Genomic DNA, 24,915 nt, shown 5'->3' with positions numbered 1-24,915 from the left:
TAAAATCAGCGAGCGGTCACAAAAACCGGGCGCTCAGGCTCGCCCCCATCCCGCAACAATAATCAGCATACCGCACAGGGCAATCAGCGCGCCGGCCCAATCGTATGCGCTGAGTTTTACGCCATCCACCACGCGCAGCCACAGCAGTGCGGTACAGACATAGACTCCACCGTAAGCCGCATAGACACGACCGCTGGCTGCCGGGTGTAGCGTTAACAGCCAGACAAACAGGGCCAGCGCCACGCCGGCCGGGATGAGCAACAAGACCGTTACGCCCTTCTTCAGCCAGAGCCAGGGCAAGAAGCATCCGATGATTTCGCAGAGCGCGGTGGCGAAAAAAAGGAGTGTGGTTTTGATCATATTTAACGTTGTATGAGGATTTATTTAGACATCATACCTGATGATGTCCTTTACTTTTCCATACCCTGGCTACGGGTATGACGTAATTTTACTTTGGTGTAGAATCTGAACGGGATAACGTGATTATCTGCACTCACTTAAAAGGAAACGCGATGACTACATTAAGCAAACGCCTTTGTCTGACAGCCCTGCTGGCGCTGTCATCGTTCGCCTTTGCCGCCTCTGCAACAGCGGAAACCAGTAAACTCGTTATTGAGTCTGGTGATAGCGCGCAGAGCCGCCAGAACGCCGCCATGGACAAAGAACAATGGAATGACACCCGCAACCTTCGTCAGAAGGTTAACAAACGTGCGGAAAAAGAGTGGGACAAAGAGGATGTCGCTTTTGACGCGCGTGATAAATGCCAGCAAAGTGCAAACGTTAATGCTTACTGGGAGCCAAATACCCTGCGCTGCCTGGATCGCCGTACTGGCCGCACGGTAGCGCCTTAATGTCAGCGCCCTGTGATATAAAACTCCGTCCGCTGGAGCGTGAGGACCTGCGCTTTGTCCACCAGCTCGATAACAACGCCAGCGTAATGCGCTACTGGTTCGAAGAGCCTTACGAGGCTTTTGTCGAGCTGTCCGATCTTTACGATAAGCACATACACGATCAGAGCGAACGTCGTTTTGTGGTGGAGTGTGAAGGTGAAAAAGCCGGGCTTGTTGAACTGGTTGAAATCAACCACGTTCACCGTCGGGCAGAGTTTCAGATTATTATTTCACCGGAACATCAGGGGAAAGGTCTTGCTTCACGCGCGGCGAAGCTGGCGATGGATTACGGATTTAACGTCCTGAATCTCTACAAGCTTTACCTGATAGTCGATAAAGAGAACGAAAAAGCGATTCACATCTACCGCAAGCTGGGCTTTATGGTGGAAGGTGAGTTGATACACGAATTCTTTATCAACGGTGAATACCGCAATACCATTCGCATGTGCATCTTCCAGCACCAGCACCTGGCCGGACATAAACCCTCCAGTGCCAGCCTGCTGAAACCTACCGCGCAGTAACCTGCGCGGCTTTATGCTCAGTAGTAGTCAATCGTGTTTTTGATCGTGTATTTGCGCTCAACGGCGGGTTTGACGCTATCGTCCGTTATTGTGAGATCGCAACTGACAGGATTATTATGACGATCGTAGTCGCAGCTCTGCTTCACGTTGCCCAACGGCTTGTCATTCAGCATGCTCACTGCCGAGTAATCCATTCTTTTGCGAATATCCTTAGACGGTGTCGACTGAACGGATAAATGCTGATCCCCGGAGACGGTGGTTTTACCCAGCGGGTAACCGTCCGCGTCGTAGCGATACTTCACCTCCATCTCTTTGCCATGCGCCGCCACCACAAAACCGTTATCGTCGGTATCCCACGTCACCCCGGCTGATGGTAATTCCGCCAGCTGGCATTTTCCCTGCAGTTTCACTTTGCGCTGCTGAGTTTCCGCATCAAGGTAGTAGTTGGCATCCAGCACCAGCGCCACACCGGTGTTAGCCTCGAGGTCGTGCAGCTCCAGGGTATCGAAACACCCTTCTGTCGACACGGTACCGGTGACCCGTTTAGACACTTCCCCTTTTTCATTGAACAGCGTCTGGGTAAAGTCTTTGACCGGACCGCGCAGAGGGTCAAAATCAAACTCGTTAGAGAAGCTCGCCATCTCGGGGGTAAACGACAGCGGCGAGGTGTTGTTATCACACCCCACCAGTGTCGCTGCCAGTAGCGTTATCGCTGTGTATTTATTCACATTCATTACCGTACAGAGAGATTATTCCCAATCATATTAGCAAATACAGTTGTTTACACGAAGCCTGCTAAAATTAATCTACACACAGAGATAAGGAGCTACAGATGAAACGGTTACCCTGGATTACCGCCCTGCTGTTAATGAGTGCTTCAACGGCCGCGCTGGCGGCACCGGATTCCTGCGAACGCGTGAAAAGCGACATTCAGCAGAAAATCATCAACAACGGCGTGCCGGAGTCAGGTTTTACCCTGAGCATTGTGCCAAACGACCAGGCCGACCAGCCGGGCACACAGGTGGTGGGCCATTGCGCCAATGACACCTTTAAAATCTTGTACACCCGTACGGGTAGCGGTGCTGCTGAAGCTCAGTAATTCACCCTCAATCCCCTTTGATTTGATGAGGATTAATATTTAATACCCCCAAATAAGTAACACTCACCCCATCATTAGCCCGGTTGTAATTACGGGAAAAAAAATACGCAATTATAATGATGGGGTGAGCCATGTCCGATACTGAACATCACGGCGGAATTAGCCGTCGAACACTCGTGAAATCTACTGCCTTAGGTTCTCTGGCGCTTGCCGCCGGTGGTTTATCGTTGCCCTTTGGCGTGAAAAGCGCCGCCGCTGCGGTGCAAAACGCCATAAGCCCTGTGGAAGATAAAGTGGTCTGGGGCGCCTGTTCGGTCAACTGCGGTAGCCGCTGCGCATTGCGTCTGCATGTCCGTGACGACGAAGTGTATTGGGTCGAAACCGATAACACCGGTGAGGATATTTACGGTAATCACCAGGTTCGCGCCTGCCTGCGCGGGCGTTCTATTCGGCGTCGGATCAATCACCCTGACCGTCTGAACTACCCGATGAAACGCGTGGGCAAACGCGGTGAAGGCAAATTCGAGCGTATTTCGTGGGATGAAGCGCTGGATACGATCGCCCGCAACCTGAAAGGTGTGGTGGAGAAATACGGTAACGAGGCGGTTTACATTAACTACTCCTCCGGTATTGTTGGCGGCAATATCACCCGCTCCTCCCCCTATGCTTCTCTGGTCGCGCGCCTGATGAACTGTTACGGCGGTTTTCTGAGTCATTATGGCACCTACAGCACCGCGCAAATCGCCTGCGCGATGCCGTACACCTACGGCAGCAATGACGGCAACAGCACGTCTGACATCGAAAACACCAAACTGGTGGTGATGTTCGGTAATAACCCGGCGGAAACCCGCATGAGCGGCGGCGGAATTACGTATTACCTCGAGCAGGCTCGCGAGCGTTCCAACGCGCGCATGATCGTCATCGACCCGCGCTACACCGACACCGCAGCAGGACGTGAAGATGAATGGATCCCGATCCGTCCAGGCACCGATGCCGCACTGGTGGCAGGTATCGCCTGGGTATTAATCGACGAAAACCTGGTCGACCAGCCTTTCCTGGATAAATACTGCGTTGGCTACGACGAAAAAACGCTCCCGGAAGGCGCTCCCGCTAACGGTCACTACAAAGCGTATATTCTCGGCCAGGGTGACGACCAAACAGCCAAGACCCCGGAATGGGCCTCTCGCATTACGGGCATACCGGCCGATCGCATCATTAAGCTTGCGCGCGAAATTGGCTCCGCAAAACCGGCCTGTATCTGTCAGGGCTGGGGGCCACAACGTCAGGCTAACGGCGAGCTGACAGCCCGCGCCATCGCCATGTTACCGATTTTAACCGGAAACGTGGGGATCAACGGCGGTAACAGCGGCGCGCGTGAGTCGACGTATACCATCACCATCGAGCGAATGCCGCTGCCGGATAACCCGATAAAAACGCAAATCTCCTGCTTTAGCTGGACGGATGCCATCGCTCGTGGGCCGGAAATGACCGCCCTGCGCGACGGCGTTCGCGGTAAAGATAAGCTTGATGTGCCCATCAAATTTATCTGGAACTATGCAGGCAACACCATCATCAACCAGCACTCGGATATCAACAAAACCCACGACATCCTGCAGGACGAAACCAGGTGCGAAACCATCGTGGTGATCGACAACTTCATGACGTCATCGGCGAAATACGCCGATATCCTGCTGCCGGATCTCATGACTGTCGAGCAGGAAGACATCATTCCCAATGATTACGCCGGAAACATGGGTTACCTGATTTTCCTTCAGCCCGTGACCGCACCGAAGTTTGAACGCAAGCCTATCTACTGGATCATGAGCGAAGTGGCTAAACGTCTTGGGGCTGATATTCACCAGAAATTCACCGAAGGCCGTACCTAGGAACAATGGCTGCAGTATCTGTATGCCAAAATGCTCGAAAAAGATCCGCAGCTGCCGTCGTATGATGAACTGAAACAAATGGGCATCTATAAGCGCAAAGATCCCAACGGGCACTTCGTGGCCTATAAAAAATTTCGCGATAACCCGGAGGCTAACCCGCTGAAAACCCCTTCGGGTAAGATTGAGATTTACTCCAGCAAACTTGCAGAGATTGCGGCAACCTGGGAGCTGGCCAAAGATGAAACCATCAGCCCTCTTCCGGTTTACGCTTCGACATTTGACGGCTGGGATGCCCCCGAGCGCACCCAATTCCCGCTGCAGCTGTTCGGTTTCCATTTTAAAGCTCGTACTCATTCGAGCTATGGCAACGTCGACGTGCTGAAAGCGGCCTGTCGTCAGGAGATCTGGATTAATCCTGTTGATGCTGAAAAACGCGGCATTAAAAACGGCGATACGGTGCGCGTCTTTAACGATCGCGGTGAGGTGAGAATTGAAGCGAAAGTCACGCCGCGCATCATGCCCGGCGTGAGTGCCATGGGACAGGGAGCCTGGCACGACGCCAATATGAACGGCGATCGTATCGACCACGGCTCTTGTATCAACACCCTGACGACCCATCGACCTTCTCCGCTGGCGAAAGGCAACCCGCAGCACACCAATCTGGTGCAGATCGAGAAGGTGTAGAGGGTGAAACGCAAGACCATGGTTTATTCTATGGTCAGTATTATAGGTTAACACAGTCGCGCGGACGTCATCCGCGCGAGCAAGGAAGGTTTAATGAAAGACATATCGCATCGTGAATCGTTAGCGTTTAGCGCCCGGGTACTGGGCGCGCTGTTTTATTTTTCTCCTGACAGCAAGCAGGCTGAACCGCTGGTGCAGGCCCTTTGCGCTGGTGAATGGGTTCAGGACTGGCCCCTGCCATCGGACACTCTGCAACCTGTTGCTAAAACCTTCGCCACGTCTGCCGATGAGTCACTGACGGACGCCTGGCAACGGTTATTTATCGGCCCTTACGCCCTACCCGCTCCTCCGTGGGGTTCCGTCTGGCTCGACCGTGAATCCGTGCTGTTTGGCGACTCGACTCTCGCGCTGCGCCAGTGGATGCGGGAAAACAATATCGCCTTTGAGATGCAGCAGAACGAACCGGAAGATCATTTCGGTACCGTGCTGCTGCTTGCGGCGTGGCTGGCCGAGAATGGCCGCGAGGCGCAGTGCGATCAGCTTCTGGCCTGGCATCTATTGCCGTGGAGCACCCGCTTCCTGTCAGTGTTTGTCGACAACGCCGGGCATCCGTTTTATGCCGCGTTGGGCAAGCTCGCACAGTTGACGCTTGCGGACTGGCAATCAAGGCTAATTATTCCGGTGGCCGAAAAAACGCTCTACCGCTAAGGGCTTTGACTTGCTTATGGTTGAAGGGTTGGCTGTAGCTCCTGGCATTACCTGATAAAGCTGCACAGCAGCTACGGCTTTTTCAGAAATATAGTGATGTTTTGTTTGGTAACCAATACCTGGTATCAAGCGATAGCAATGCCGGTAACTGGGAACGAAGCGAGCATTTATTGCTATTTCTAAACGCTATTGCCAAAGCATGGATTGTCACCGAAGTCATTGTGCTGCTCAATGAGCGGCAAAAAGCAGCATTTCCTTTGTATCTCAACTGGTATAGAGAACATCTTCCAGACTGGTTAGATGATGTCGTCAAAATGCTATGAATGAACAATGGCCCAGTTACAGACAATGATGTCCGCTTTGTGCCACAAGCGGACGTTGCACTAAGGTGTATTAGTACCCTCTGAACGCCTGGAATGACCATCAAAAAGAATAGTTAAACCTCCCGTTTATACTTCAGCACATCAATGAACAGAGAAAATGCCGAACCCGCATGGCGGCGGTGTGGGTAGTACAGATGATACCCAGGTAAGTCAGGGGTAAATTTCTCCAGAACGCGGGTCAGTTTTTTTTCTTCAATAGCCTGCTGAACCTGGTCATAAGGCAGATACGCGAGGCCGTGCCCGTCAATTGCGGCATCGAGGATCAGATCTATTGTATTTAATAGAAGTTGTCCTTCCATGCGAACCCTGACTTCGCGCCCTCCACGCACTAATCTCCAGCGATTTGCGGTGCCCGATGACGGAAGGAACAGATTAATAGCCTGATGATCGACCAGGTGCGCCACAGACACTGGAATACCTTTTCGCGAGAGATAATCCGGCGCACCAACAATTGCCATCGGGATATCGGGTCCGATTCGAACAGCAATCATATCCTTGTCCATCTCTCCCCCCAGGCGAACCCCGGCATCAAAGCGCTCAGAGACGACATCAGTCAGGCCGTAATCGATGAGTATCTGCACATCAATTTCGGGATGGGATTGCAACAACGTGCGCATGGCGGGCAACAATATGGTCTTTGCGGCATGTTCCACTGTGGTAATGCGTATGGTGCCAGACGGACGATCGCGCAGGTCGCCCAGGGAAGTCAGAGCAGAATCCAGGTCATGCAGCATTGGGCCAAGAACAGACAAAAGGTGTTCACCCGCTTCCGTCGGTACCACGCTGCGTGTGGTTCGCGTTAAAAGCCGTAACCCTAACCGTTCTTCCGTGCGACGAACTATCTGACTTAACGCTGACTGCGCCATGCCAAGACGGGCGGCGGCCCGGGTGAAACTACGCTCTTCGGCGACGGCCACAAAGGCCATCAGATCGGCTATCTCATCGCGTTTCATCTCTTTTTTCCATCCGGGATATTAATCATTTAAATGATAAGTCCAGTCATTATTTTGGGTCTAATCATCTTAATAATCAATGGCTATAGTTATCCCATCAAGCATGACAGATAACCGACAGCCCATGAGGAACCGGATGATGAACCAGAAAATCAGCTTCACCAACAGCAATATCCCGACAATCTCTTTGTCCGCCGTGCTTTATTTCCCACCCGCATTTGATGAAAGCCGCAAGTACCCGGCTATTGTAGTTTCGCATCCGGGGGGCGGCGTTAAGGAACAAACCGCCGGTACCTATGCCGAAAAGCTGGCAGAAAAAGGGTTTGTGACCGTGGCTTACGATGCGTCTTATCAGGGCGAAAGTGGCGGCGAACCGCGCCAGCTGGAAAACCCGTACATCCGTACCGAAGATGTCAGCGCAGTGATTGATTACCTGACCACACTGCCTTATGTCGACACCGCGCGAATTGGCGCTATGGGAATATGCGCCGGTGCGGGCTATACCGCCAATGCCGCGATTCAGGATCGCCGTATCAAGGCCATCGGAACGGTCAGCGCCGTTAATATCGGCTCAATGTTCCGCAACGGCTGGGAAAACAATGTGAAGTCCATTGATGCACTGCCGTATGTTGAAGCCGGTTCAAATGCCCGTAGCACCGATATCAGCAGCAGTGAATATGCCACCATGCCGCTGGCTCCCATGAAGGAGTCTGATGCTCCAAATGAAGAGTTGCGCCAGGCCTGGGAGTACTACCACACGCCACGGGCACAGTACCCGACGGCCCCTGGATACGCCACGCTGCGCAGCCTCAACCAGATCATTACCTACGACGCGTACCATATGGCGGAGATTTACCTGACCCAGCCACTGCAAATTGTTGCAGGTAGCGTGGCGGGAAGTAAATGGATGAGCGATGATCTGTACGATCGCGCCTCAAGTCAGGACAAGCGGTACCACATGGTCGAAGGTGCTAACCACATGGACTTGTATGACGGTAAAGCCTACGTCGCTGAAGCCGTTTCCGTATTAGCCCCATTCTTCGGGGAGATTCTGTCATGAAACATGTTCAAATCCAGAATGCCGATATGGCCTGGCATGTTGCCGCCAACGTTCAGTTTCCACCTACGTTCGATGAGTCAAAACAGTATCCGACAATTATCAGCGTCCACCCTTTTGGCAGCTGTAAGGAACAGACGTCCGGCAATGTCTACGGAAAAGCGCTGGCTGAAGCAGGCTATGTCGTGATCGCCTATGACGCCAGCTTCCAGGGGGAGTCCGGCGGCTCTCCACGCTGGGTGGAGGATCCGACTCAGCGCGTGGAAGATATCAGTCGGGTTATTGATTACGCCGTCACCCTGCCGTATGTCGATGCTGAACGGATTGGCGTGCTGGGCATTTGCGGCGGCGGTGGCTATGCCATTAATGCCGCACTGACGGAGAAACGTATTAAAGCCGTGGTGAGCATCACCGGCGTAAATATCGGTCGTCTTTTTCGCGAAGGCTTCAGCAATTACGACCCTATTGGCGCGCTGAATGCGATGGCGGCACAGCGTACAAATGAAGCCCGTGGGGGGGAGGTTCAGGTTAATGAACTGCTCCCCGCCAGCCTGGAAATGGCAAAGGCTAGTGGGCTGACTGAGCGTGATGTATTTGAGGCAACAGACTACTACAAAACGCCACGCGGCCAGCAGCCAGGCGGGGCAACGCGGATGGTGTTCTCTCATGCGCAGAAAACTCTGGCCTGGGATGCCTTCGCTTTCGCCGAAGTGTTGCTGACTCAGCCAGTAATGGTGGTAGTTGGTGAAAAAGTGGGTGCTTTCGGTGCTTACCGTGACGGGCTGGAAATCTATGGCCGGGCTGTAGCCTCGCGTGACCGTCAGTTGGTCTCATTAGCCGATTTTTCGCATTACGAACTGTATGACAAACCGGAAGCGGTTAGTGAAGCGATGTCAAAAGTACTTCCGTTCTTTGCCGCACACCTGGAGTAATGCCCTGTGAAAAACATCATTCAAAAAGTCCTGGTACTTGGCGCCAGCGGGCAGATTGCCCGCCATGTTATCGACCAACTGGCCGATAAACCAGGCGTCATACAGACGTTATTTGCCCGTCAGCCAGAAAAAATCACCCAGCCTCACCCGGCCAATAGCCGGATTATCATGGGCGATGTGTTAAACCATGCGGCGCTGGAACAGGCCATGGTGGGTCAGGATGTGGTTTACGCCAATCTGACCGGGGAGGATTTAGATCTACAGGCGAAGGCGGTGATTGCGGCGATGAAAGCCACTGGCGTAAGACGCCTGATTTTCGTCCTTTCTCTCGGTATCTATGATGAAGTCCCGGGAAAATTCGGTGAGTGGAATAACGCCATTATTGGCGAACCTCTCAGACCATTCCGCCGTGCGGCTGATGCGATTGAAGCCTCCGGGCTGGATTACACCATCCTGCGTCCGGCTTGGCTGACGGATGAAGATACGATTGATTATGAACTCACTACCCGCAATGAGCCGTTCAAAGGCACGGTTGTATCACGCAAAAGCGTTGCCGCATTAATCGCCGATATGATTGATAAACCTGAAAAACATATCGGTGAAAATATCGGTGTTAACCAGCCCGGGACCGACGGCGACAAGCCGTACTTTATGTAAATCAATCATGCCCTTTTACCCGTACAGCTTGTATTGCAGTACGGGTTCTTAAACTTATCGAGGTGAACTGAGATGAATCGTGTTTGGTTTGTAACCGGGGCTGCCCGCGGTATGGGGGTCAGTATAGTGAATGCCGCTTTGCAACAGGGAGATCGTGTGGTGGCAACGGGGCGTAATATGGACAAATTACGCCAAATATTCAGCACGGTAGCGGCGGAGAATATTGCGCTGCTGGAGCTTGATGTTCGCGATGAGCACCAGGCTAAGGTTGCTGTAGATGCCGCTGTTCGCCGTTTCGGGCGTATTGATGTTCTGGTTAACAACGCGGGATTCTGCCTGCTGGGTCGCTTTGAAGAGGCAACCGCTGAACAAATAGAGCTGCAGTTTGCCACTAACGTGTTCGGCACGGCCAATGTGCTACGCGCTGTCTTACCGGTCATGCGCCAGCAGCATAGCGGACGCATTATTAATACGTCCTCGATCGCGGGTGTCAAAGCGGTCGCAAACGCTACATTCTATTCTGCATCGAAGTTTGCCGTTGAAGGTATGACGCTGGCCCTTGCCGATGAAGTTACGCCGCTTGGTATTCATGTCACCGCGATTGAGCCCGGTTTCTTCCGCACAGAGTTTCTCAGCAATAGTTCGGCCCACTATGGCGAAAAAAAGATTGAGGACTATGCCGATTTCGGCGATGCGCGTGAGTTACTGGCATCCGCAGATGGTCAACAGCAAGGGGACCCGGCCAAACTTGCACAGGTCGTTTGTCAGATGGTTGAAATGGAGAACCCACCCCGACAGCTGCTTATAGGGAATGACGCTATCAGTTATGTAATGCCTTCGCTGGAAGCCCGTATTAAAGAGATACGCGAATTTGCGGCGCTGAGTAATACAACCGATTTTGATTAATGGGTGTAAGCACCCGATGTTTTAAATATCGAGAGTACAATGACTGACTTATTAACCCAGGCCTTCACGTTTAAAAATGGCCTCAGGATGCGTAACCGCGTCGTTATGGCACCGATGACCACCTGGTCCGCTAATGACGATGAAACTATTTCAGATGAAGAAGTAAACTATTATCGGGCACGCGCTACCGGTGTGGGATTAGTGATAACGGGATGCGCTCATGTTCAGAGAAACGGAGTGGGTTTCACCAATGAATTCGCAGCCTACGATGATCGTTTTATCCCGAGTCTGAGGAAACTGGCTGATGCGGCAAAAAGCGGGGGGGCGCTGGCAATCCTGCAACTGTTTCATGCCGGTAATAAAGCGGTTCCCGAACTCATCACTGGTGGAGAGCTGGTCAGCGCCAGCGCCCTGGCCGCTCCGGCTGGCCCTTTTAATCGCGGGGAACAAGCCAGCCGGGCGATGGAACATGACGAAATTCTTGATGTCATTCATGACTTCGGCGAAGCCACTCGCCGCGCAATTGAGGCCGGATTTGATGGTGTCGAATTGCACGGCGCACATGGTTTTCTTATCCAGAACTTCTTCTCCCCCTGGTTTAACCAGCGTACTGACGAATGGGGTGGTTCATTAGCAAACCGGATGCGTTTCCCGCTGGAGGTCGTTCGGGAAGTCCGGCGGGTTATTGAAACTCATGCCAGGAAACCCTTTTTACTGGGTTACCGGTTATCGCCGGAAGAGTCAGGAGACGGAGGATTACGGATTAATGACTCCCAGGCTCTGGTGTGTCAGTTAGAGAAAGAGAGGCTTTGTTGAATAAATCGAACTTTTGCTGAGTTGAAGGATCAGATCACGCATCTTCCCGACAACGCAGACCGTTCCGTGGCAAAGCAAAAGTTCAAAATCACCAACTGGCCCACCTACAATAAAGCCCTCATCAACCGTGGCTCCATAACTTTCTGGCTGGATGATGAAGCTATTCAGGCCTGGTATGAGTCAGCAACACCTTCTTCACGAGGCAGACCTCAGCGCTATTCTGACCTTGCCATCACGACTGTGCTGGTCATTAAACGCGTATTCAGGCTGACCCTGCGCGCTGCGCAGGGCTTTATTGATTCCATTTTTTCTCTGATGAACGTTCCGCTACGCTGCCCGGATTACAGCTGTGTCAGCAGGCGGGCAAAGTCGGTTAATGTCAGTTTCAAAACGCCCACCCGGGGTGAAATCGCACACCTGGTAATTGATTCCACCGGGCTGAAGGTCTTCGGTGAAGGCGAGTGGAAAGTCAAAAAGCATGGCCAGGAACGCCGCCGTATCTGGCGTAAGCTGCATCTCGCCGTTGACAGTAAAACACATGAAATCATCTGCGCTGACCTGTCGCTGAACAACGTTACGGACTCAGAGGCCTTCCCCGGGTTAATCCGGCAAACCCACCGGAAAATCGGGGCAGCATCGGCAGACGGCGCTTACGACACCCGGCTCTGTCACGATGAACTGCGGCGTAAGAAAATCAGCGCGCTTATCCCGCCCCGAAAAGGCGCGGGTTACTGGCCCGGTGAATATGCAGACCGTAACCGTGCTGTTGCGAATCAGCGAATGACCGGGAGTAATGCGCGGTGGAAATGGACAACAGATTACAACCGTCGCTCGATAGCGGAAACGGCGATGTACCGGGTAAAACAGCAGTTCGGGGGTTCACTGACGCTGCGTGACTACGATGGTCAGGTTGCGGAGGCTATGGCCCTGGTACGAGCGCTGAACAAAATGACGAAAGCAGGTATGCCTGAAAGCGTGCGTATTGCCTGAAAACACAACCCGCTACGGGGGAGACTTACCCGAAATCTGATTTATTCAACAAAGCCAGAAAGAGACTCTCATTGACTATCTCCATATCTCACTCCACGACGTACTTACTGAGCGGCCGCAGGGTAGTGAGGATAAGGAAACAATTCTGGCGCGGTTTGTAGAACAATTTAATGGGCGTTTACCTTTGCTGGCGGCCGGAAAAATTACTTCGTCACAGGCGGCTCAACAGGCTCTGGAGGCCGGACTGTCACTGGTTGCCTTAGGCCGGACGATTGTCATGAATCCCGACTGGATGGAGCTGGTGCAGGCAGGCCATGAGAATAAGGTAAAAAACATGCTTATCCTGTCTCAACGGTCAGACGAATTAGCGATCCCTGAAAAACTATGGCAAGTGATTCAGAAAACGCCCGGATGGTTCCCGACATAAACAAGACCTGAGTAATCAGACATCAGTACAGGTAATTCTGAAATATACCGTTTTGCCTGTAACTATCTGGAAGGTGAAACATCAATTTGTAGCTTTCTATCCATACAGGGCGAGAAGGTCCGCTTCTCGCTCATCGCTGCCGGTCAGATAGCAGGGGAGCAAACTGCCATGGACAGAATCACCGCAAAATCCACCAGAATGAATCGCCACGGATAATCTAGACACTTCCGAGCCGTTGATAATACTGGTTTTCATATTCTGTCGGTGACATCTGTTCGCTAGAACCATGCCGACGCTTACTGTTATAAAACATTTCGATGTAATCAAAAATATCACTGCGGGCTTCTTCCCGCGTTCCGTAGATCTTTTTCTTTATCCGTTCACGTTTCAACAACTGGAAAAAACTTTCTGCAACCGCATTATCATGGCAGTTACCGCGACGGCTCATGCTACCCTCCAGGCCGTGTGATTTCAGGAACGACTGCCACTCATGGCTTGTGTACTGACTGCCCTGATCCGAATGAACCAGCACCTGTTTTTCGGGATTACGCCGCCATACAGCCATCAGCAGTGCGTTCAGGACAATGTCCTTTGTCATCCGGGATTGCATGGACCAGCCGATAATTTTGCGTGAGAACAGATCAACAACAACGGCAAGATACAGCCAGCCTTCGTGGGTCCTGATGTAGGTTATGTCCGTTACCCAACGCTCATCAGGAGCATCCGGATTGAACTGTCGCTGGAGCCTGTTGGGTGACACGATACTGGCCTCGCCTTTACGTGCCCGCGGGCTTCGGTATCCGACCTGAGCCTTTATTCCGACACGTTTCATCAGTCTCCAGACTCTGTTTACTCCGCACTGTTGCCCGCTGTCACGCAGATCCAGATGGATTTTGCGATAACCATAGACGCATCCCGATTCCAGCCAGAACTGTTTAATCTGTCCTGTCAGTCTCAGGTCTGCCTGATGGCGTTGTGAATGCGGCTGCTGAAGCCAGGCGTAAAAACCACTGGGATGAACATCCAGCACCCGACAGAGCAGGCGAACAGGCCAGCAACAGGAGTTGTCACGGATAAAGGCGTACCTCAGTCGGACAGCTTTGCGAAGTACGCCGCGGCTTTTTTTAATATGTCCCGTTCGTCGGTAACCCGTTTCAGCTCTTTCTGGAGACGGCGGATCTCGGCCTGAGCATCTGACTGTTCTTTATTAGTGGAAGAATCCGGACCGTACTTCTTTATCCAGGCATAAAGGCTGTGGGTGGTGATATCGAGACGTGTTGCAACGCTGGCAACAGAATAACCGCGATCAACAACCTGTTTGACTGCTTCAGTTTTAAACTCTTCAGGATAACGCTTACCGCTCATGGGCACCTCTCTTTAAGTCATCTTAAATGACTCTGAGGTGTCTGTTAAACGCGTGGCGATTCAGAACGAAAACGAATATCACCCCTACATTTAGTGGTGGCTACGTGAAGGTGGTTCATCTATTCTGCTTGTATCAGCGGGCAGGCCGGAGTCACTCTTTGTGGATAATCCCATCCTTCAGAAAACCATCATTATCTTTATTCTCATCTTGTGGGTAATCGATGAATTCAGGGCCAGGAAAAGAAAATGTTCTGACCCCGCTATTGAAGCAGCTGATGCCAGAGAACGCCAGGAATGGCGCTATCTCAGATGGGGGTTCCGGACTATACAAGTGGCAGCGACAGTGTATATCTTCGTTCAGCTGATTCAGGTATTACTGAGATAAATGCCACAGGCAGGTACAACTGGACAAAAACATCTTACTGTCCAGTTGAGCCTCGGTGAACGCCGTTATGTAGGTCACCTGAGTGCCAGGAGCGGTCATTTCACACTTCTGTTTATGTTGCCAAAATCGGTATGCCACTACGCCGGACTATCCAGCGGGTACGGGTTATTTCAATACATACTCGAACTTTTCTTCCCAATTTGAATTCAGGTCTTGCAGTTTTGCCCTCTCAAAAACCTTGATAATTTCGTCGAAATAACTGCCAAGATATATTCTGGATAAATCAGAGTTTAACCATATTATTTTTACTGGCCTTTCAACATCGGTGCTAAGGCGATCCCACAATGCATCGAGATTTCTACCATAGTAGGGCCCAAAGTCTAATGATGCAGACATAATGGAATGAAACTCTTTTTCAGATAGGACGTGCGCTCCATCCAAATACAATTCACCTACACTCATTTCCTGTTCACTCACTTTGACTTTCTACCCGTTAATTAATACACGACAATGCACGTAATGTCCGCCTTGATGGTTTCAACAATTACCAACTTCCGCTCTTCATTCAAAGCAGACCTTTGGCTCAGTTAGATCGTCCGCTTCGTGCTGTGAGGCATCCCAGTCCCTGTAATGTCATACGAACAGCCTCATCAAGAGGGGTATGCGGCTCGGCACCTAAAAAAGTCACGAGTTTCGTATTGTCCAGGCGGACCGATTGACGCCACAGATACCGCATTTCCAGAAGTTCGCGCAAGGTTGCGTTGAAAGGTGCTGCCAGGTGCATAAACCACCACGGAAATGAGTGTATTTTGGCAACACCGCCATAGTGTGCGGTGATACGTTGTATCGCCCTGACCATTTGGCTGCCGTCGGGATCCCAATGTCCTTGCATATGGAATCGCGCAAATGGCTCAAGTTCTTCACGTCGCGCCAGCAATGCAGCAATAGTTTTCGCGATATCAGGTAAATAGGCCCACTGATGACCTGTTTCAGCCGTACCTGGATTAGAAATTACTTTTGGCAGTGTGCCGGGCTTGATCAAACCTTGAGAAAACCAGTTATTACCAGCGTGTGGACCGAAGAAATCCCCCGCGCGGACGACCAGGACCCGTCCGCCACGCCGTGAATAGGCCTCAAGTTCTTTCTCCATTTGTACCCTGATCGCTCCTTTCCTTGTGACTGGCCTTTGCTGAGCATCTTCTCGTAACAGCGGGAAGGCATCAGGACCATAGTTGTAAACGGTACCTGGAAGCACTACCAAGGATCCATTTCTTTCTGCTGCATTGATTGTGTTGCGCAGCATAGGCAATACAAGATGCTGCCAGTTTCGGTAGCCGGGTGGGTTGACGGCGTGTACGATCACAGAGCAGTCTTTCGCCGCAGAGGCGACTTGTTCTTTGTCGAGAGCATCGCCCGCTATCCACTGGATTTCGCCATTAAGTTCGCTTCCATGGCTTCCTCGTTTTAATGCACGTACCTCCCATTTTTCCCGAATGAGTTGTCGAGCAGTTTCACCACCAATACCGCCTGTAGCGCCTAGTATTAAGACCTTCCCTCTGGTTTCCATCGTATTTGCCTCTTTGCTGATTTCAGATTGACAGCATAAGTACAGGCAGAGCTAAATGGTATTGCATATCAATATAGGGCAGGTATACAAATTTGTATGAAGACATCTATTCCATGGGAGTGGTACCGAACATTTCTTGCGGTGCTCAGAGAAGGGTCTCTTTCCGGTGCATCCCGCATGCTTGGTATTACGCAACCAACGGCAGGTCGGCACATAGCTGCACTGGAATCTGCCCTCGGCCAGGTATTGTTCACGCGGTCGCAAACGGGATTGCTGGCAACTGAAACTGCGCAGGCGTTGAGGGAACATGCCGAAGCGATGGAGAGTACGGCTAACACGCTGGAGCGTACAGCGGCCAACGTTGGTGCTAGCAGCGCGTCCATTCGCGGTGTAGTACGTGTCTCTGCAAGTGAGATTATTGGTGTCGAGGTACTCCCGCCACTCATTGCGCAGCTCAGGGAATCCAACCCGCAAATCACGATTGAATTAGTGCTGTCCAATCGGGTTCAGGATTTACTGCATAGAGAAGCAGATATTGCGATACGCATGACGACGCCAATACAGGAGCAGCTTATTGCTCGTCGCGTTGGCAGCATTGAGCTCGGTCTACACGCGTCCACTGCTTATCTTGCCCGACATGGCGCGCCTGACAATACCGAAGATCTGTTGAAACACGCGCTGGTTGGTTTTGATCGGAATACGCCTTTCATCCGTAATGTATTGAAAAAATACCCGCAGCTAAATCGGGATCTCTTTTCTATACGCACTGACAGCGACGTGGCTCAGCTAAGCCTGATTCGTGCCGGTGCAGGCATTGGCATATGCCAGGTACAACTGGCCAATGGACCTATTCCGCTTCAGCGGATACTTCCACATTTCTTTTCTTTATACCTTGATACATGGCTCGTCATGCACGAAGACCTGCGTAATAGTCGGTGCTGCAAATTAGTTTTCGATGTTCTGTCAAAGGGATTAGCGGAATATATCTACCCGAAGCGAACGTAAAAATGCCAAAATACATCACCCATGTAATGGCATGCCACCATACAGTTCGGCCTTAGATCGTCCTTAATCAGATTACACTGAGCGCTATCGTGCAAGAAATAAAGACTCATGCACGCGAGTTTATCGGCGTTCTTCATATTTGCTGCGTTTATGCTGATAGAGCAACTCGTCGGCTTTCAGCATCGCGACATCCAGCGTGTCCCCAGGCCGCAACTGATATGCCCCCCAGGAAAATGCCACCAGTTTATTCGGGTCAATCGTGAGTAATTGCTTCTGCGCACGGGTAATAACTTCGCGGGATTTATTCAGCGTATAATCGATAAGAAGTAAACAGAACTCATCGCCCCCAAGCCTGATACCGTAGTCACTTTTACGAATGACATTGCCCAGAACCATCCCCAGCGTCTGTATCGCTTTATCCCCCATATGGTGGCCGAGAGAATCATTGATTCTTTTGAGGCCATCACTGTCAATGGCGATGATCGTGACAGGGATAGCTCTGTCAACGAGTGAGCGGATTTTATGTTCCAGCTCAGGTGTAATGACTTTTCTGTTATACAGTCCGGTCATTGCGTCCGTCACATTATCCCTGGAAAGCAACGTTTGTCTGATTAACTGCTTATACGCATATCGGCATAATGCCCAGGTACCAAGGAGATAAAGCAGAAACAGCCATAAATTCGCAATAATGACGTAGAAAGCATCCAGTTTCACATGCAGAGTGTAATACTGGGTGAGTGAATCTTCATAACTGATCAAGGCAAAAGATTTGATATATGGCTTATGGAAAGCAATATGGATGCCGGTTCCATTATCGGTGACATATAAAGAAAGGAATCGCCATAACAACGGACGATCGACAGTATTAAACGAAACGACCAGATCGTCAACATTGATGTCTGTAATCAGAATGCCTTTTACTTTATCACCCAGAAATACCGGGGTAAGCATGCTAATAATATTATTGCGGGTGTAGCCATCCTGATAAATATGAGACAGCGTGGTTTCCCCCTTCAGTAGATCTTTAAGGGCATTATCATCAATCGAAATCGTGTGTGCGCTATGTGCAATATTGATGCTGCCATTATTACCCTCAAGCCAGTTACTGAAGGTATAGTTGTGGGTATTAACTAGCTGATTAATATAAATATAGTTATGAGCAAGATCGATATAGTATCTGATGTTCCTGAACGTATAGCCGGAATAATTTGAAAAGCTGTACTTCGACTGGGCTGCGCGCTCAGCGGTGTGGATAACCGAAAGTGCGCCAATGTCTCCCGCCCACTCGTTGCACGAGGTATTGCGGGTTTGCAGCGTACCTTCAAGGTTATTCCTGTTTTTCTTCAACAGATTGAATCCGTAAATATTACCCTCGGTTTCTAACTGCTGACATATTGATGCCCGTTCGCTATCGTCAGAGTCCGGATCGGCTATTCGACGATAAAACTCGCGCGAGAGCCGGGTGGCAATATTCTGGTTAATAGACTCTTCATGAAAAAGTGCCGATTTCCCATTTTCAGCAACGTACCCCAGATAGTTCTGTAAATCATGCACGTTACGAACAGCCAGCGCGGTAAACAGTGAGGTTGTGCAAACCACGATCAGAAAAATCGCACTGATATATTTTTGTCTGGTCAAGATGGCTCATTCCCTGTTGTACCACCTAAAAATAATAGCAATTATAGCACTGGCATCTTAGCGGATGCTTGCTCAAGGAATAAATTTTCAATGCCACCCATAATGCCAATCTATTCCAGACAACCACCAAAGGTTACGATGGATTTAATTCCATAGATATCAAGTAGTTGCGGTGATATTTTATATGGCAAAGGTATAACAAATGCTGATGCCGCATGAAATATATTAATATTGCCGGAATCTAATGCAATTCATAATGACCTTGATTATGGAATGAGATATAACGTGCCCCGAAGAAAATTAACATTTTCATAACGTAATTAAGGTTAAGCAAATGAAGCAAGTTGGTATTGTTGGCTGGCGAGGTATGGTCGGTTCGGTTTTGCTACAGCGAATGGTTGAAGAGAACGACTTCGACAATATTTCTGCACATTTTTTCAGCACCTCCAGTGCAGGTGCTGCTGGTCCTGTCATTAATGGCGTCAGCTACACGCTTAAAGATGCTAATTCCATTAGCGCCCTGGCCGATATGGATATCATCATAACCTGTCAAGGTGGGGATTATACCAAAGCCGTTTACCCGGCTTTGCTTAACCATGGCTGGCAAGGCTACTGGATTGACGCGGCCTCCGCGCTGCGGATGGATGAGAAAGCCTGCATTATTCTCGACCCCGTCAACCGCACAAATATTGATCGAGCAATCAAAGAAGGTATTAAGCTTTTTGTCGGTGGCAACTGTTCCATTACGCTGAGTCTTATGGGCCTGGCTGGGTTGATAAAGGCTGACTTGATCGAATGGATGAGTGTGATGACCTATCAGTCCGCATCGGGTGCGGGTGCACAATATGTACGGGAATTAATCACACAAAGTGCTTACATAAATAACCATTTATCTTCGGATGAGCTGGCGTCCTCAGGTTCAGTGCTTCCTTTAGTTAACAAGGTCAGTGAGTTGATTAACAGCGCTGATATGCCGACCCAGAACTTCGGTGCTCCTTTGATGGGCAGCATCATTCCCTGGATTGACAGCGATTTAGGCGATGGCAATAGCCGTGAAGAATGGAAAGGTGAGGCTGAAACGAACAAAATTTTAGGTCTGTCTCCCGGCACGATCCCGGTTAACGGCTTATGCATACGAGTCGGCGTAATCCGCTGCCACAGTGCTGCTATAACCCTTAAGCTCAAGCGTGAAGTCCCCGAAGAGGAATTTGCAGAATTAGTGATGAATTCCCACCCTTGGGTTAACTATGTGCCCAATAACAAGGCTGAGAGTATCAGCACACTAACACCGGCATATATCAGCGGTTCGCTTAAGGTGGGTATTGGCCGTTACAAAAAAATGTCGCTAAACAATGAACCTATCTACTCGGTCCTGACGGTAGGCGATCAGCTATTGTGGGGAGCAGCGGAACCATTGCGTCGCATGTTGAATATTCTGCTTGGTAAAGTGTAAATCATAATATTCCGACAAAACACCTACTTAGTAGGTGTTTGCGGAACTTACTTTAGCGATTTCGTTTCACCTCGTATTGCAGGCACACTACCCCCGACGGGAAAATATGACTCTTCACCAACATGAGTGAGGTTCTGTCTTGTATATTTTTGAACAAGGGAATGCCTTGCCCCAGCAGAACGGGATTGACGAATAGCCAATATTCATCGATGAGGTTTTCCGCCATTAGCGCGTGAGTCGCTGAGGGGCTACCAAACAATAAGATTTCGCTGCCCGCGTTTTGCTTGAGCTTATTGATTTCGTCGCTTAAGTTGCTACTGATAATTTGCGTATTAGGGTGATTTTTTTCCAACAGCGTTTTCGACAACACCACTTTTTTGGCAGATTTATACCAACGCGAATGCGCAAGGTCATGCGGGCTGGCGTCAGGCTTATCGGCAGCAGTGGGCCAGTACGATTCCATCATCTGGTAGGTGGTACGCCCATATAGGGCGGTGTCGGTCTGCTGAATCCGCTTCTCCACGTATTCAAACAAATCGGGGCTTATGCAAATCCAGTCCAGACTCGCCTGCCCCTCAGCGTTAGATGCGACAAAACCATCCAGCGACACATGAACAAACGAAACGATTTTTCTCATGGTTTTCTCTCTGATTAAGTGTTGATTACGTAGCCTTTGGTTTGTCCATTCACCACCGATCACGCTCAAGTTGTATCGGATCGCGATGAACAAAAGCGTGAAGCGGTGAAAAAAATAGGATGTTCGATCACGAATGCCGCAGATTGCTTCAAAAAAATGACCGTATTTGTTATATTGTTGCTCATTGATTATTCACCTCTGCGGTGCCAAAAAGAATAAGATTCACCGCAACCCAGGAAAGAGAAATGTTAGATTACCGCTTCCCGACAGCTTTGCAGATGGTTCTCAGCGTAGCGATGGCGGAGCAATTGGGTGAACGTTCGACGAGTGCCATTCTTGCCTACGGCCTGGAAGCCAACCCGAGCTTTATCCGCAAATTGATGGTTCCGCTTACGCGTGATGGCATTATTGTCTCAACGCTTGGCCGTAACGGCTCTATTCATCTTGGTCGCCCGCCGGAAGAGATCACCCTGCGCGACATCTACCTTTCGGTCATCGAAGATAAAAAGCTATGGGCGTCGCGTCCAGACGTACCGGCTCGCTGCGTAGTCAGCGCTAACGCCTGCTGGTATTTCAAGTCAATTTCCGAAGAAGCGGAGCAAGCTTCGTTAGCGGTATTAGCGCGCCACACTGTGGCAAGCGCGCTGGAAGAGGTCAAAAAAGCCGATACCAGCGGGTGCGATCCGGTGCCTGAACTTATCGCCCTGTATAAAAAAGCCCATTAATTTTTACGAAAAAAAACCGCCTTCACAGTGAAGGCGGTTTTTTATTATCTGCAATGTCCTTACGCAGGCAGCACTTCCCTTTCCGCTTTACCGCGCGTTACGAGTTTACGCAGCGTCACGTAGAACACCGGTGTCAGGAACAGACCAAACAGGGTCACGCCCAGCATCCCGGAGAAGACGGTGATCCCGGTGACGCCGCGCACTTCCGCACCCGCACCGTGACCGAGTATCAGCGGAATTGTCCCGGCAATAAAGGCGATGGAGGTCATCACTATCGGACGTAAACGCAGACGACAGGCCTCCAGCGCCGCTTCCATAATGCCTTTGCCCTGAATTTCCAGCTCGCGGGCAAACTCCACGATAAGAATCGCGTTTTTACAGGCCAGCCCCATCAGTACCACCAGCCCCACCTGCACGAAGACGTTGTTATCGCCCCCGGTCAGCCAGACGCCAAACAGCGCGGAGAGCATGGTCATCGGCACGATGAGGATCACCGCCAGAGGCAGCGTCCAGCTTTCATACAGCGCCGCCAGCACCAGGAACGCCAGCAGTACCGCTACCGGGAAGACGATCAGCGCCGTATTGCCCTGGGTGGCCTGCTGGAAGCTCAGATCCGTCCATTCAATATTCATCCCGTTCGGCAGGATCTGCTTAGACATCGCGTCCAGCTGCGTCATCGCTTGCGCTGATGAGAGCACGCGCGGGTCGGCATCACCAATCAGGTCCGCCGCCGGATAACCATTGTAGCGAATCACCGGATCAGGCCCGTAGGTGGTCGTGATTTTCACCATACTGCCAATCGGCACCATTTCGCCCTGGCTGTTACGGGTGCGCAGATTAGCAATATCTTCCACGCTGTCGCGGAACTGCCCATCGGCCTGCGCCATCACGCGCCAGGTACGCCCGAACTGGTTGAAGTCATTAACGTACGACGAGCCCAGATAGGTTTGCAGCGTACCGAAAAGATCGGTCAGCAACACGCCCTGCGCTTTCGCCTTATCGCGGTCAACCTGCACGTCCAGCTGCGGCACGTTAGCCTGGTACGTTGAGATCGGGAAATGCATCCCCGGCGTTTGCATAATCGCACCGGACATGGTGTTCACCGCGTTTTGCAGCGCGCCATAGCCCAGACCACCGCGATCCTGGATGTACAGCGAATAGCCCGACCCCTGACCCAGACCTAAAATCGGCGGTGGCAGGATAGAGAAGCCAAAGCCTTCCTGGATTTGCGCGATTTTTGCGTTGATCTCAGCGTTAATTTCCGCCGCAGTATGTTTGCGCTGGTCGAACGGTTTCAGGCCAAAGAAGACCGTCCCGGTATTCGGCGTGTTGGTGAACTGCAGCGCATTCAGCCCCGGAAACGCGACCGCATAGTCCACACCTTCGGTATTCATCCCGATTTCGCTCATTTTGCGGATCACCGCATCGGTGCGCGCCAGCGACGAACCTTCCGGCATTTTCACGCCACCAATCAGGTACAGCTTGTCCTGCGTCGGAATAAAGCCGCCGGGCACCGCTTTAAACATCACGCCCGCCGCACAGAGCAGCAGCAGATACACCGCAAATACCGCACCGCGTCGTCCGAGCGTTTTCCCCACCAGCCCCTGATAACCGTTCGAGCTGCGGTGGAAAAAGCGGTTAAACGGACGGAAAATCCAGCCAAACAGACGGTCAATAAGCCGGGTCGGAAAATCCTTCGGTGCGCCGTGCGGTTTTAACAGCAGAGCCGCCAGTGCCGGAGAAAGCGTCAGCGAGTTGATGGCGGAAATCACCGTCGAAATCGCGATCGTCACCGCAAACTGCTTATAGAACTGCCCGGTGACGCCTGAGAGGAACGCCATCGGCACAAACACCGCACACAACACCAGCGCAATCGCGATAATCGGCCCCGAAACCTCACGCATCGCCTGATGCGCCGCCGCAAGCGGAGCAAGCCCCTCTTCGATATTTCGCTCGACGTTTTCCACCACCACGATGGCATCGTCCACCACGATACCGATAGCCAGTACCAGCCCGAACAGGCTCAGGGTGTTAAGTGAAAAGCCCAGCAGGTAGAGAATGCTGAATGTCCCCACGACAGAGACCGGCACCGCGATCAACGGAATGATCGACGCGCGCCAGGTTTGCAGGAACAGAATCACCACCAGCACCACCAGCACCACCGCTTCCAGCAGCGTTTGTACGACAGCACGAATCGAATCGCGCACAAAGACCGTCGGATCGTAAGGAGCCGCCCACTTCATGTCTGCCGGGAAACGCGTGGACAGTTCGTCCATTTTGGCGCGCACCGCGTTAGACAAATCAATGGCGTTCGCCCCCGGAGACTGGAAGATGCCAATCCCGACCGCGTCTTTATTGTTAAGCTGGGAACGCAGCGCATAGCTGCCGGAACCCATTTCGATACGCGCCACGTCGCGCAGGCGGACAACCGTACCGTCCTGCGTCGTTTTCAGGACAATATTGCCAAACTCGTCTTCAGTATGCAGACGCCCCTGGGCGTTAATGGAGATCAGGAAATCACTCTCTTTCGGCAGCGGCTCGGCACCCAGTTGCCCAGCGGACACCTGAACGTTCTGCTCCTGCATAGCCGTGACCACGTCCGATGCGGTCAGCCCGCGGGCTGCCACCTTGTTAGGATCCAGCCAGACGCGCATCGCGTATTCGCCTGAGCCGAAAATCTGAATCTGGCCGACGCCGGGCAGGCGCGCCAGCTCGTCCTTCACCTTCAGCGTGGCGTAGTTACGCATATACAGGGAGTCGTATTTCCCGTTGGGCGAAAACAGATGCACCACCAGCGTGAGCGTTGGCGACTGTTTCTGGGTGGTAATCCCCAAACGCCGCACGTCTTCCGGCAGGCGCGCCTCGGCCTGCGCGACGCGGTTTTGCACCTGTACCTGCGCCTGATCCGGGTCGGTTCCCGGACGGAAGGTGACGGTGGTCACCAGTACGCCGTCCGAGCCCGCAACGGACTTCATGTACATCATGTTTTCAACGCCGTTGATCGCCTCTTCCAGCGGCGTCGCCACGGTCTCGGCAATCACTTTCGGGTTGGCGCCCGGGTATTCCGCGCGCACCTGCACGCTTGGCGGCACAACGTCAGGATATTCGCTCACCGGCAACAGCGGGATGGCGATCAATCCTGTGATAAAAATCAGAATCGACAGGACGGCGGCAAAAATGGGCCTGTCGATGAAAAAACGGGAAAAGTCCATGGGTCGGATTCTCAGGTAA

23 protein-coding genes and 3 pseudogenes are annotated in these 24,915 nt (G+C 51.6%); 17 read left to right on the top strand and 9 right to left on the bottom strand.

Annotation, left to right across the window (positions count from 1 at the left end):
* Positions 1–33 precede the first annotated feature (33 nt).
* Positions 34–360, bottom strand: a complete 327-nt coding sequence (locus LCD46_10300; GenBank protein ID UOY72666.1) for a YnfA family protein — start codon at positions 358–360, stop codon at positions 34–36.
* Between the two features lie 152 nt (positions 361–512).
* Here LCD46_10300 and LCD46_10295 point away from each other — a divergent pair, with 152 nt between their 5' ends.
* The gene (locus LCD46_10295) at positions 513–851 is read left to right on the top strand and encodes a DUF1283 family protein (protein UOY72665.1); all 339 of its coding nucleotides are present in this window, start codon (positions 513–515) and stop codon (positions 849–851) included.
* On the top strand, positions 851–1,411 hold the full coding sequence (gene speG / locus LCD46_10290) for a spermidine N1-acetyltransferase (protein ID UOY72664.1): 561 nt from the start codon (positions 851–853) through the stop codon (positions 1,409–1,411). Before LCD46_10295 ends, speG begins: the two co-directional genes overlap by 1 nt.
* A gap of 17 nt (positions 1,412–1,428) precedes the next feature.
* On the opposite strand, the gene LCD46_10285 is transcribed toward speG, so the two are convergent.
* Entirely contained in the window at positions 1,429–2,139 is a 711-nt protein-coding gene (locus LCD46_10285; GenBank protein ID UOY72663.1) for a YnfC family lipoprotein, read from the bottom strand.
* 104 nt (positions 2,140–2,243) lie between these two features.
* Between LCD46_10285 and LCD46_10280 the strand changes: the two genes are divergently transcribed.
* The 4 genes and pseudogenes from LCD46_10280 to LCD46_10265 all read left to right on the top strand — a co-directional run bounded on the left by LCD46_10280 (position 2,244) and on the right by LCD46_10265 (position 6,111).
* Positions 2,244–2,510 (top strand): DUF1161 domain-containing protein, encoded by a 267-nt coding sequence (locus LCD46_10280; GenBank protein UOY72662.1) that lies wholly within the window; start codon positions 2,244–2,246, stop codon positions 2,508–2,510.
* 131 nt (positions 2,511–2,641) lie between these two features.
* Positions 2,642–5,080 (top strand): annotated as a pseudogene (locus LCD46_10275) (dimethyl sulfoxide reductase subunit A).
* Between the two features lie 93 nt (positions 5,081–5,173).
* Positions 5,174–5,788 carry a Tat proofreading chaperone DmsD gene (gene dmsD, locus LCD46_10270; GenBank protein ID UOY72661.1) on the top strand — a complete coding sequence of 205 codons (615 nt, stop codon included), beginning with the start codon at positions 5,174–5,176 and terminating at the stop codon, positions 5,786–5,788.
* Between the two features lie 20 nt (positions 5,789–5,808).
* Positions 5,809–6,111, top strand: a pseudogene (locus tag LCD46_10265) (aminoglycoside phosphotransferase).
* Positions 6,112–6,224: 113 nt separating this feature from the next.
* Here the strand turns inward: LCD46_10265 and LCD46_10260 are convergent.
* Positions 6,225–7,124 (bottom strand): LysR family transcriptional regulator, encoded by a 900-nt coding sequence (locus LCD46_10260; protein ID UOY72660.1) that lies wholly within the window; start codon positions 7,122–7,124, stop codon positions 6,225–6,227.
* Positions 7,125–7,260: 136 nt separating this feature from the next.
* Here LCD46_10260 and LCD46_10255 point away from each other — a divergent pair, with 136 nt between their 5' ends.
* The 7 genes and pseudogenes from LCD46_10255 (at position 7,261) to LCD46_10225 (ending at position 12,909) form a co-directional block, all read left to right on the top strand.
* Positions 7,261–8,184: an alpha/beta hydrolase gene (locus LCD46_10255; GenBank protein UOY72659.1), complete on the top strand. Its 924-nt coding sequence runs from the start codon at positions 7,261–7,263 to the stop codon at positions 8,182–8,184.
* Positions 8,181–9,113 carry an alpha/beta hydrolase gene (locus tag LCD46_10250; GenBank protein ID UOY72658.1) on the top strand — a complete coding sequence of 311 codons (933 nt, stop codon included), beginning with the start codon at positions 8,181–8,183 and terminating at the stop codon, positions 9,111–9,113. The genes LCD46_10255 and LCD46_10250 overlap by 4 nt, the downstream gene beginning before the upstream one ends.
* An 18-nt stretch (positions 9,114–9,131) precedes the next feature.
* Positions 9,132–9,770 (top strand): SDR family oxidoreductase, encoded by a 639-nt coding sequence (locus LCD46_10245; protein UOY72934.1) that lies wholly within the window; start codon positions 9,132–9,134, stop codon positions 9,768–9,770.
* A gap of 72 nt (positions 9,771–9,842) precedes the next feature.
* Positions 9,843–10,676 (top strand): SDR family NAD(P)-dependent oxidoreductase, encoded by an 834-nt coding sequence (locus tag LCD46_10240; GenBank protein ID UOY72657.1) that lies wholly within the window; start codon positions 9,843–9,845, stop codon positions 10,674–10,676.
* A 39-nt stretch (positions 10,677–10,715) separates the two neighbouring features.
* Positions 10,716–11,471, top strand: a pseudogene (locus LCD46_10235) (NADH:flavin oxidoreductase).
* 42 nt (positions 11,472–11,513) lie between these two features.
* Positions 11,514–12,482 carry an IS5 family transposase gene (locus LCD46_10230; protein ID UOY72656.1) on the top strand — a complete coding sequence of 323 codons (969 nt, stop codon included), beginning with the start codon at positions 11,514–11,516 and terminating at the stop codon, positions 12,480–12,482.
* A 43-nt stretch (positions 12,483–12,525) separates the two neighbouring features.
* Positions 12,526–12,909, top strand: coding sequence for a hypothetical protein (locus LCD46_10225; GenBank protein UOY72933.1), 384 nt, complete (start codon positions 12,526–12,528; stop codon positions 12,907–12,909).
* Between the two features lie 217 nt (positions 12,910–13,126).
* On the opposite strand, the gene LCD46_10220 is transcribed toward LCD46_10225, so the two are convergent.
* Positions 13,127–14,274, bottom strand: a protein-coding gene (locus tag LCD46_10220; protein UOY72655.1) for an IS3 family transposase whose coding sequence is annotated in 2 segments (ribosomal slippage) — positions 13,127–14,037 and positions 14,037–14,274 — 1,149 coding nt in all. Because the reading frame shifts where the segments join, the coding sequence is not laid out codon by codon here.
* Positions 14,275–14,434: 160 nt separating this feature from the next.
* On the opposite strand from LCD46_10220, the gene LCD46_10215 reads away from it, so the two are divergent.
* On the top strand, positions 14,435–14,659 hold the full coding sequence (locus LCD46_10215) for a hypothetical protein (protein ID UOY72654.1): 225 nt from the start codon (positions 14,435–14,437) through the stop codon (positions 14,657–14,659).
* A gap of 165 nt (positions 14,660–14,824) precedes the next feature.
* Here LCD46_10215 and LCD46_10210 read toward each other — a convergent pair whose 3' ends face one another.
* The gene (locus tag LCD46_10210; protein ID UOY72653.1) at positions 14,825–15,121 is read right to left on the bottom strand and encodes a barstar family protein; all 297 of its coding nucleotides are present in this window, start codon (positions 15,119–15,121) and stop codon (positions 14,825–14,827) included.
* Positions 15,122–15,242: 121 nt separating this feature from the next.
* Positions 15,243–16,226 (bottom strand): NAD-dependent epimerase/dehydratase family protein, encoded by a 984-nt coding sequence (locus tag LCD46_10205; protein ID UOY72652.1) that lies wholly within the window; start codon positions 16,224–16,226, stop codon positions 15,243–15,245.
* 96 nt (positions 16,227–16,322) lie between these two features.
* Here LCD46_10205 and LCD46_10200 point away from each other — a divergent pair, with 96 nt between their 5' ends.
* Positions 16,323–17,231 (top strand): LysR family transcriptional regulator, encoded by a 909-nt coding sequence (locus LCD46_10200; GenBank protein ID UOY72651.1) that lies wholly within the window; start codon positions 16,323–16,325, stop codon positions 17,229–17,231.
* 120 nt (positions 17,232–17,351) lie between these two features.
* Here LCD46_10200 and LCD46_10195 read toward each other — a convergent pair whose 3' ends face one another.
* Entirely contained in the window at positions 17,352–18,869 is a 1,518-nt protein-coding gene (locus LCD46_10195) for a diguanylate cyclase (protein UOY72650.1), read from the bottom strand.
* A gap of 334 nt (positions 18,870–19,203) precedes the next feature.
* Between LCD46_10195 and asd the strand changes: the two genes are divergently transcribed.
* The gene (asd, locus tag LCD46_10190) at positions 19,204–20,322 is read left to right on the top strand and encodes an aspartate-semialdehyde dehydrogenase (protein ID UOY72649.1); all 1,119 of its coding nucleotides are present in this window, start codon (positions 19,204–19,206) and stop codon (positions 20,320–20,322) included.
* Positions 20,323–20,374: 52 nt separating this feature from the next.
* Here the strand turns inward: asd and LCD46_10185 are convergent, their stop codons facing one another.
* Complete coding sequence (locus LCD46_10185) at positions 20,375–20,959, bottom strand: dihydrofolate reductase family protein (GenBank protein UOY72648.1); 585 nt, start codon at positions 20,957–20,959, stop codon at positions 20,375–20,377.
* A gap of 245 nt (positions 20,960–21,204) precedes the next feature.
* Between LCD46_10185 and LCD46_10180 the strand changes: the two genes are divergently transcribed.
* Positions 21,205–21,684, top strand: a complete 480-nt coding sequence (locus LCD46_10180) for an Rrf2 family transcriptional regulator (GenBank protein UOY72647.1) — start codon at positions 21,205–21,207, stop codon at positions 21,682–21,684.
* A gap of 59 nt (positions 21,685–21,743) precedes the next feature.
* Here LCD46_10180 and oqxB read toward each other — a convergent pair whose 3' ends face one another.
* The gene (gene oqxB / locus LCD46_10175; GenBank protein ID UOY72646.1) at positions 21,744–24,896 is read right to left on the bottom strand and encodes a multidrug efflux RND transporter permease subunit OqxB; all 3,153 of its coding nucleotides are present in this window, start codon (positions 24,894–24,896) and stop codon (positions 21,744–21,746) included.
* Positions 24,897–24,915 lie beyond the last annotated feature (19 nt).

This window comes from Enterobacter ludwigii (genome assembly GCA_023023105.1).
Classification (GTDB): domain Bacteria; phylum Pseudomonadota; class Gammaproteobacteria; order Enterobacterales; family Enterobacteriaceae; genus Enterobacter; species Enterobacter adelaidei.
The sequence above is the reverse complement of the archived record's forward strand: the minus strand, read 5'-3'. Positions and strand labels throughout refer to the sequence as shown.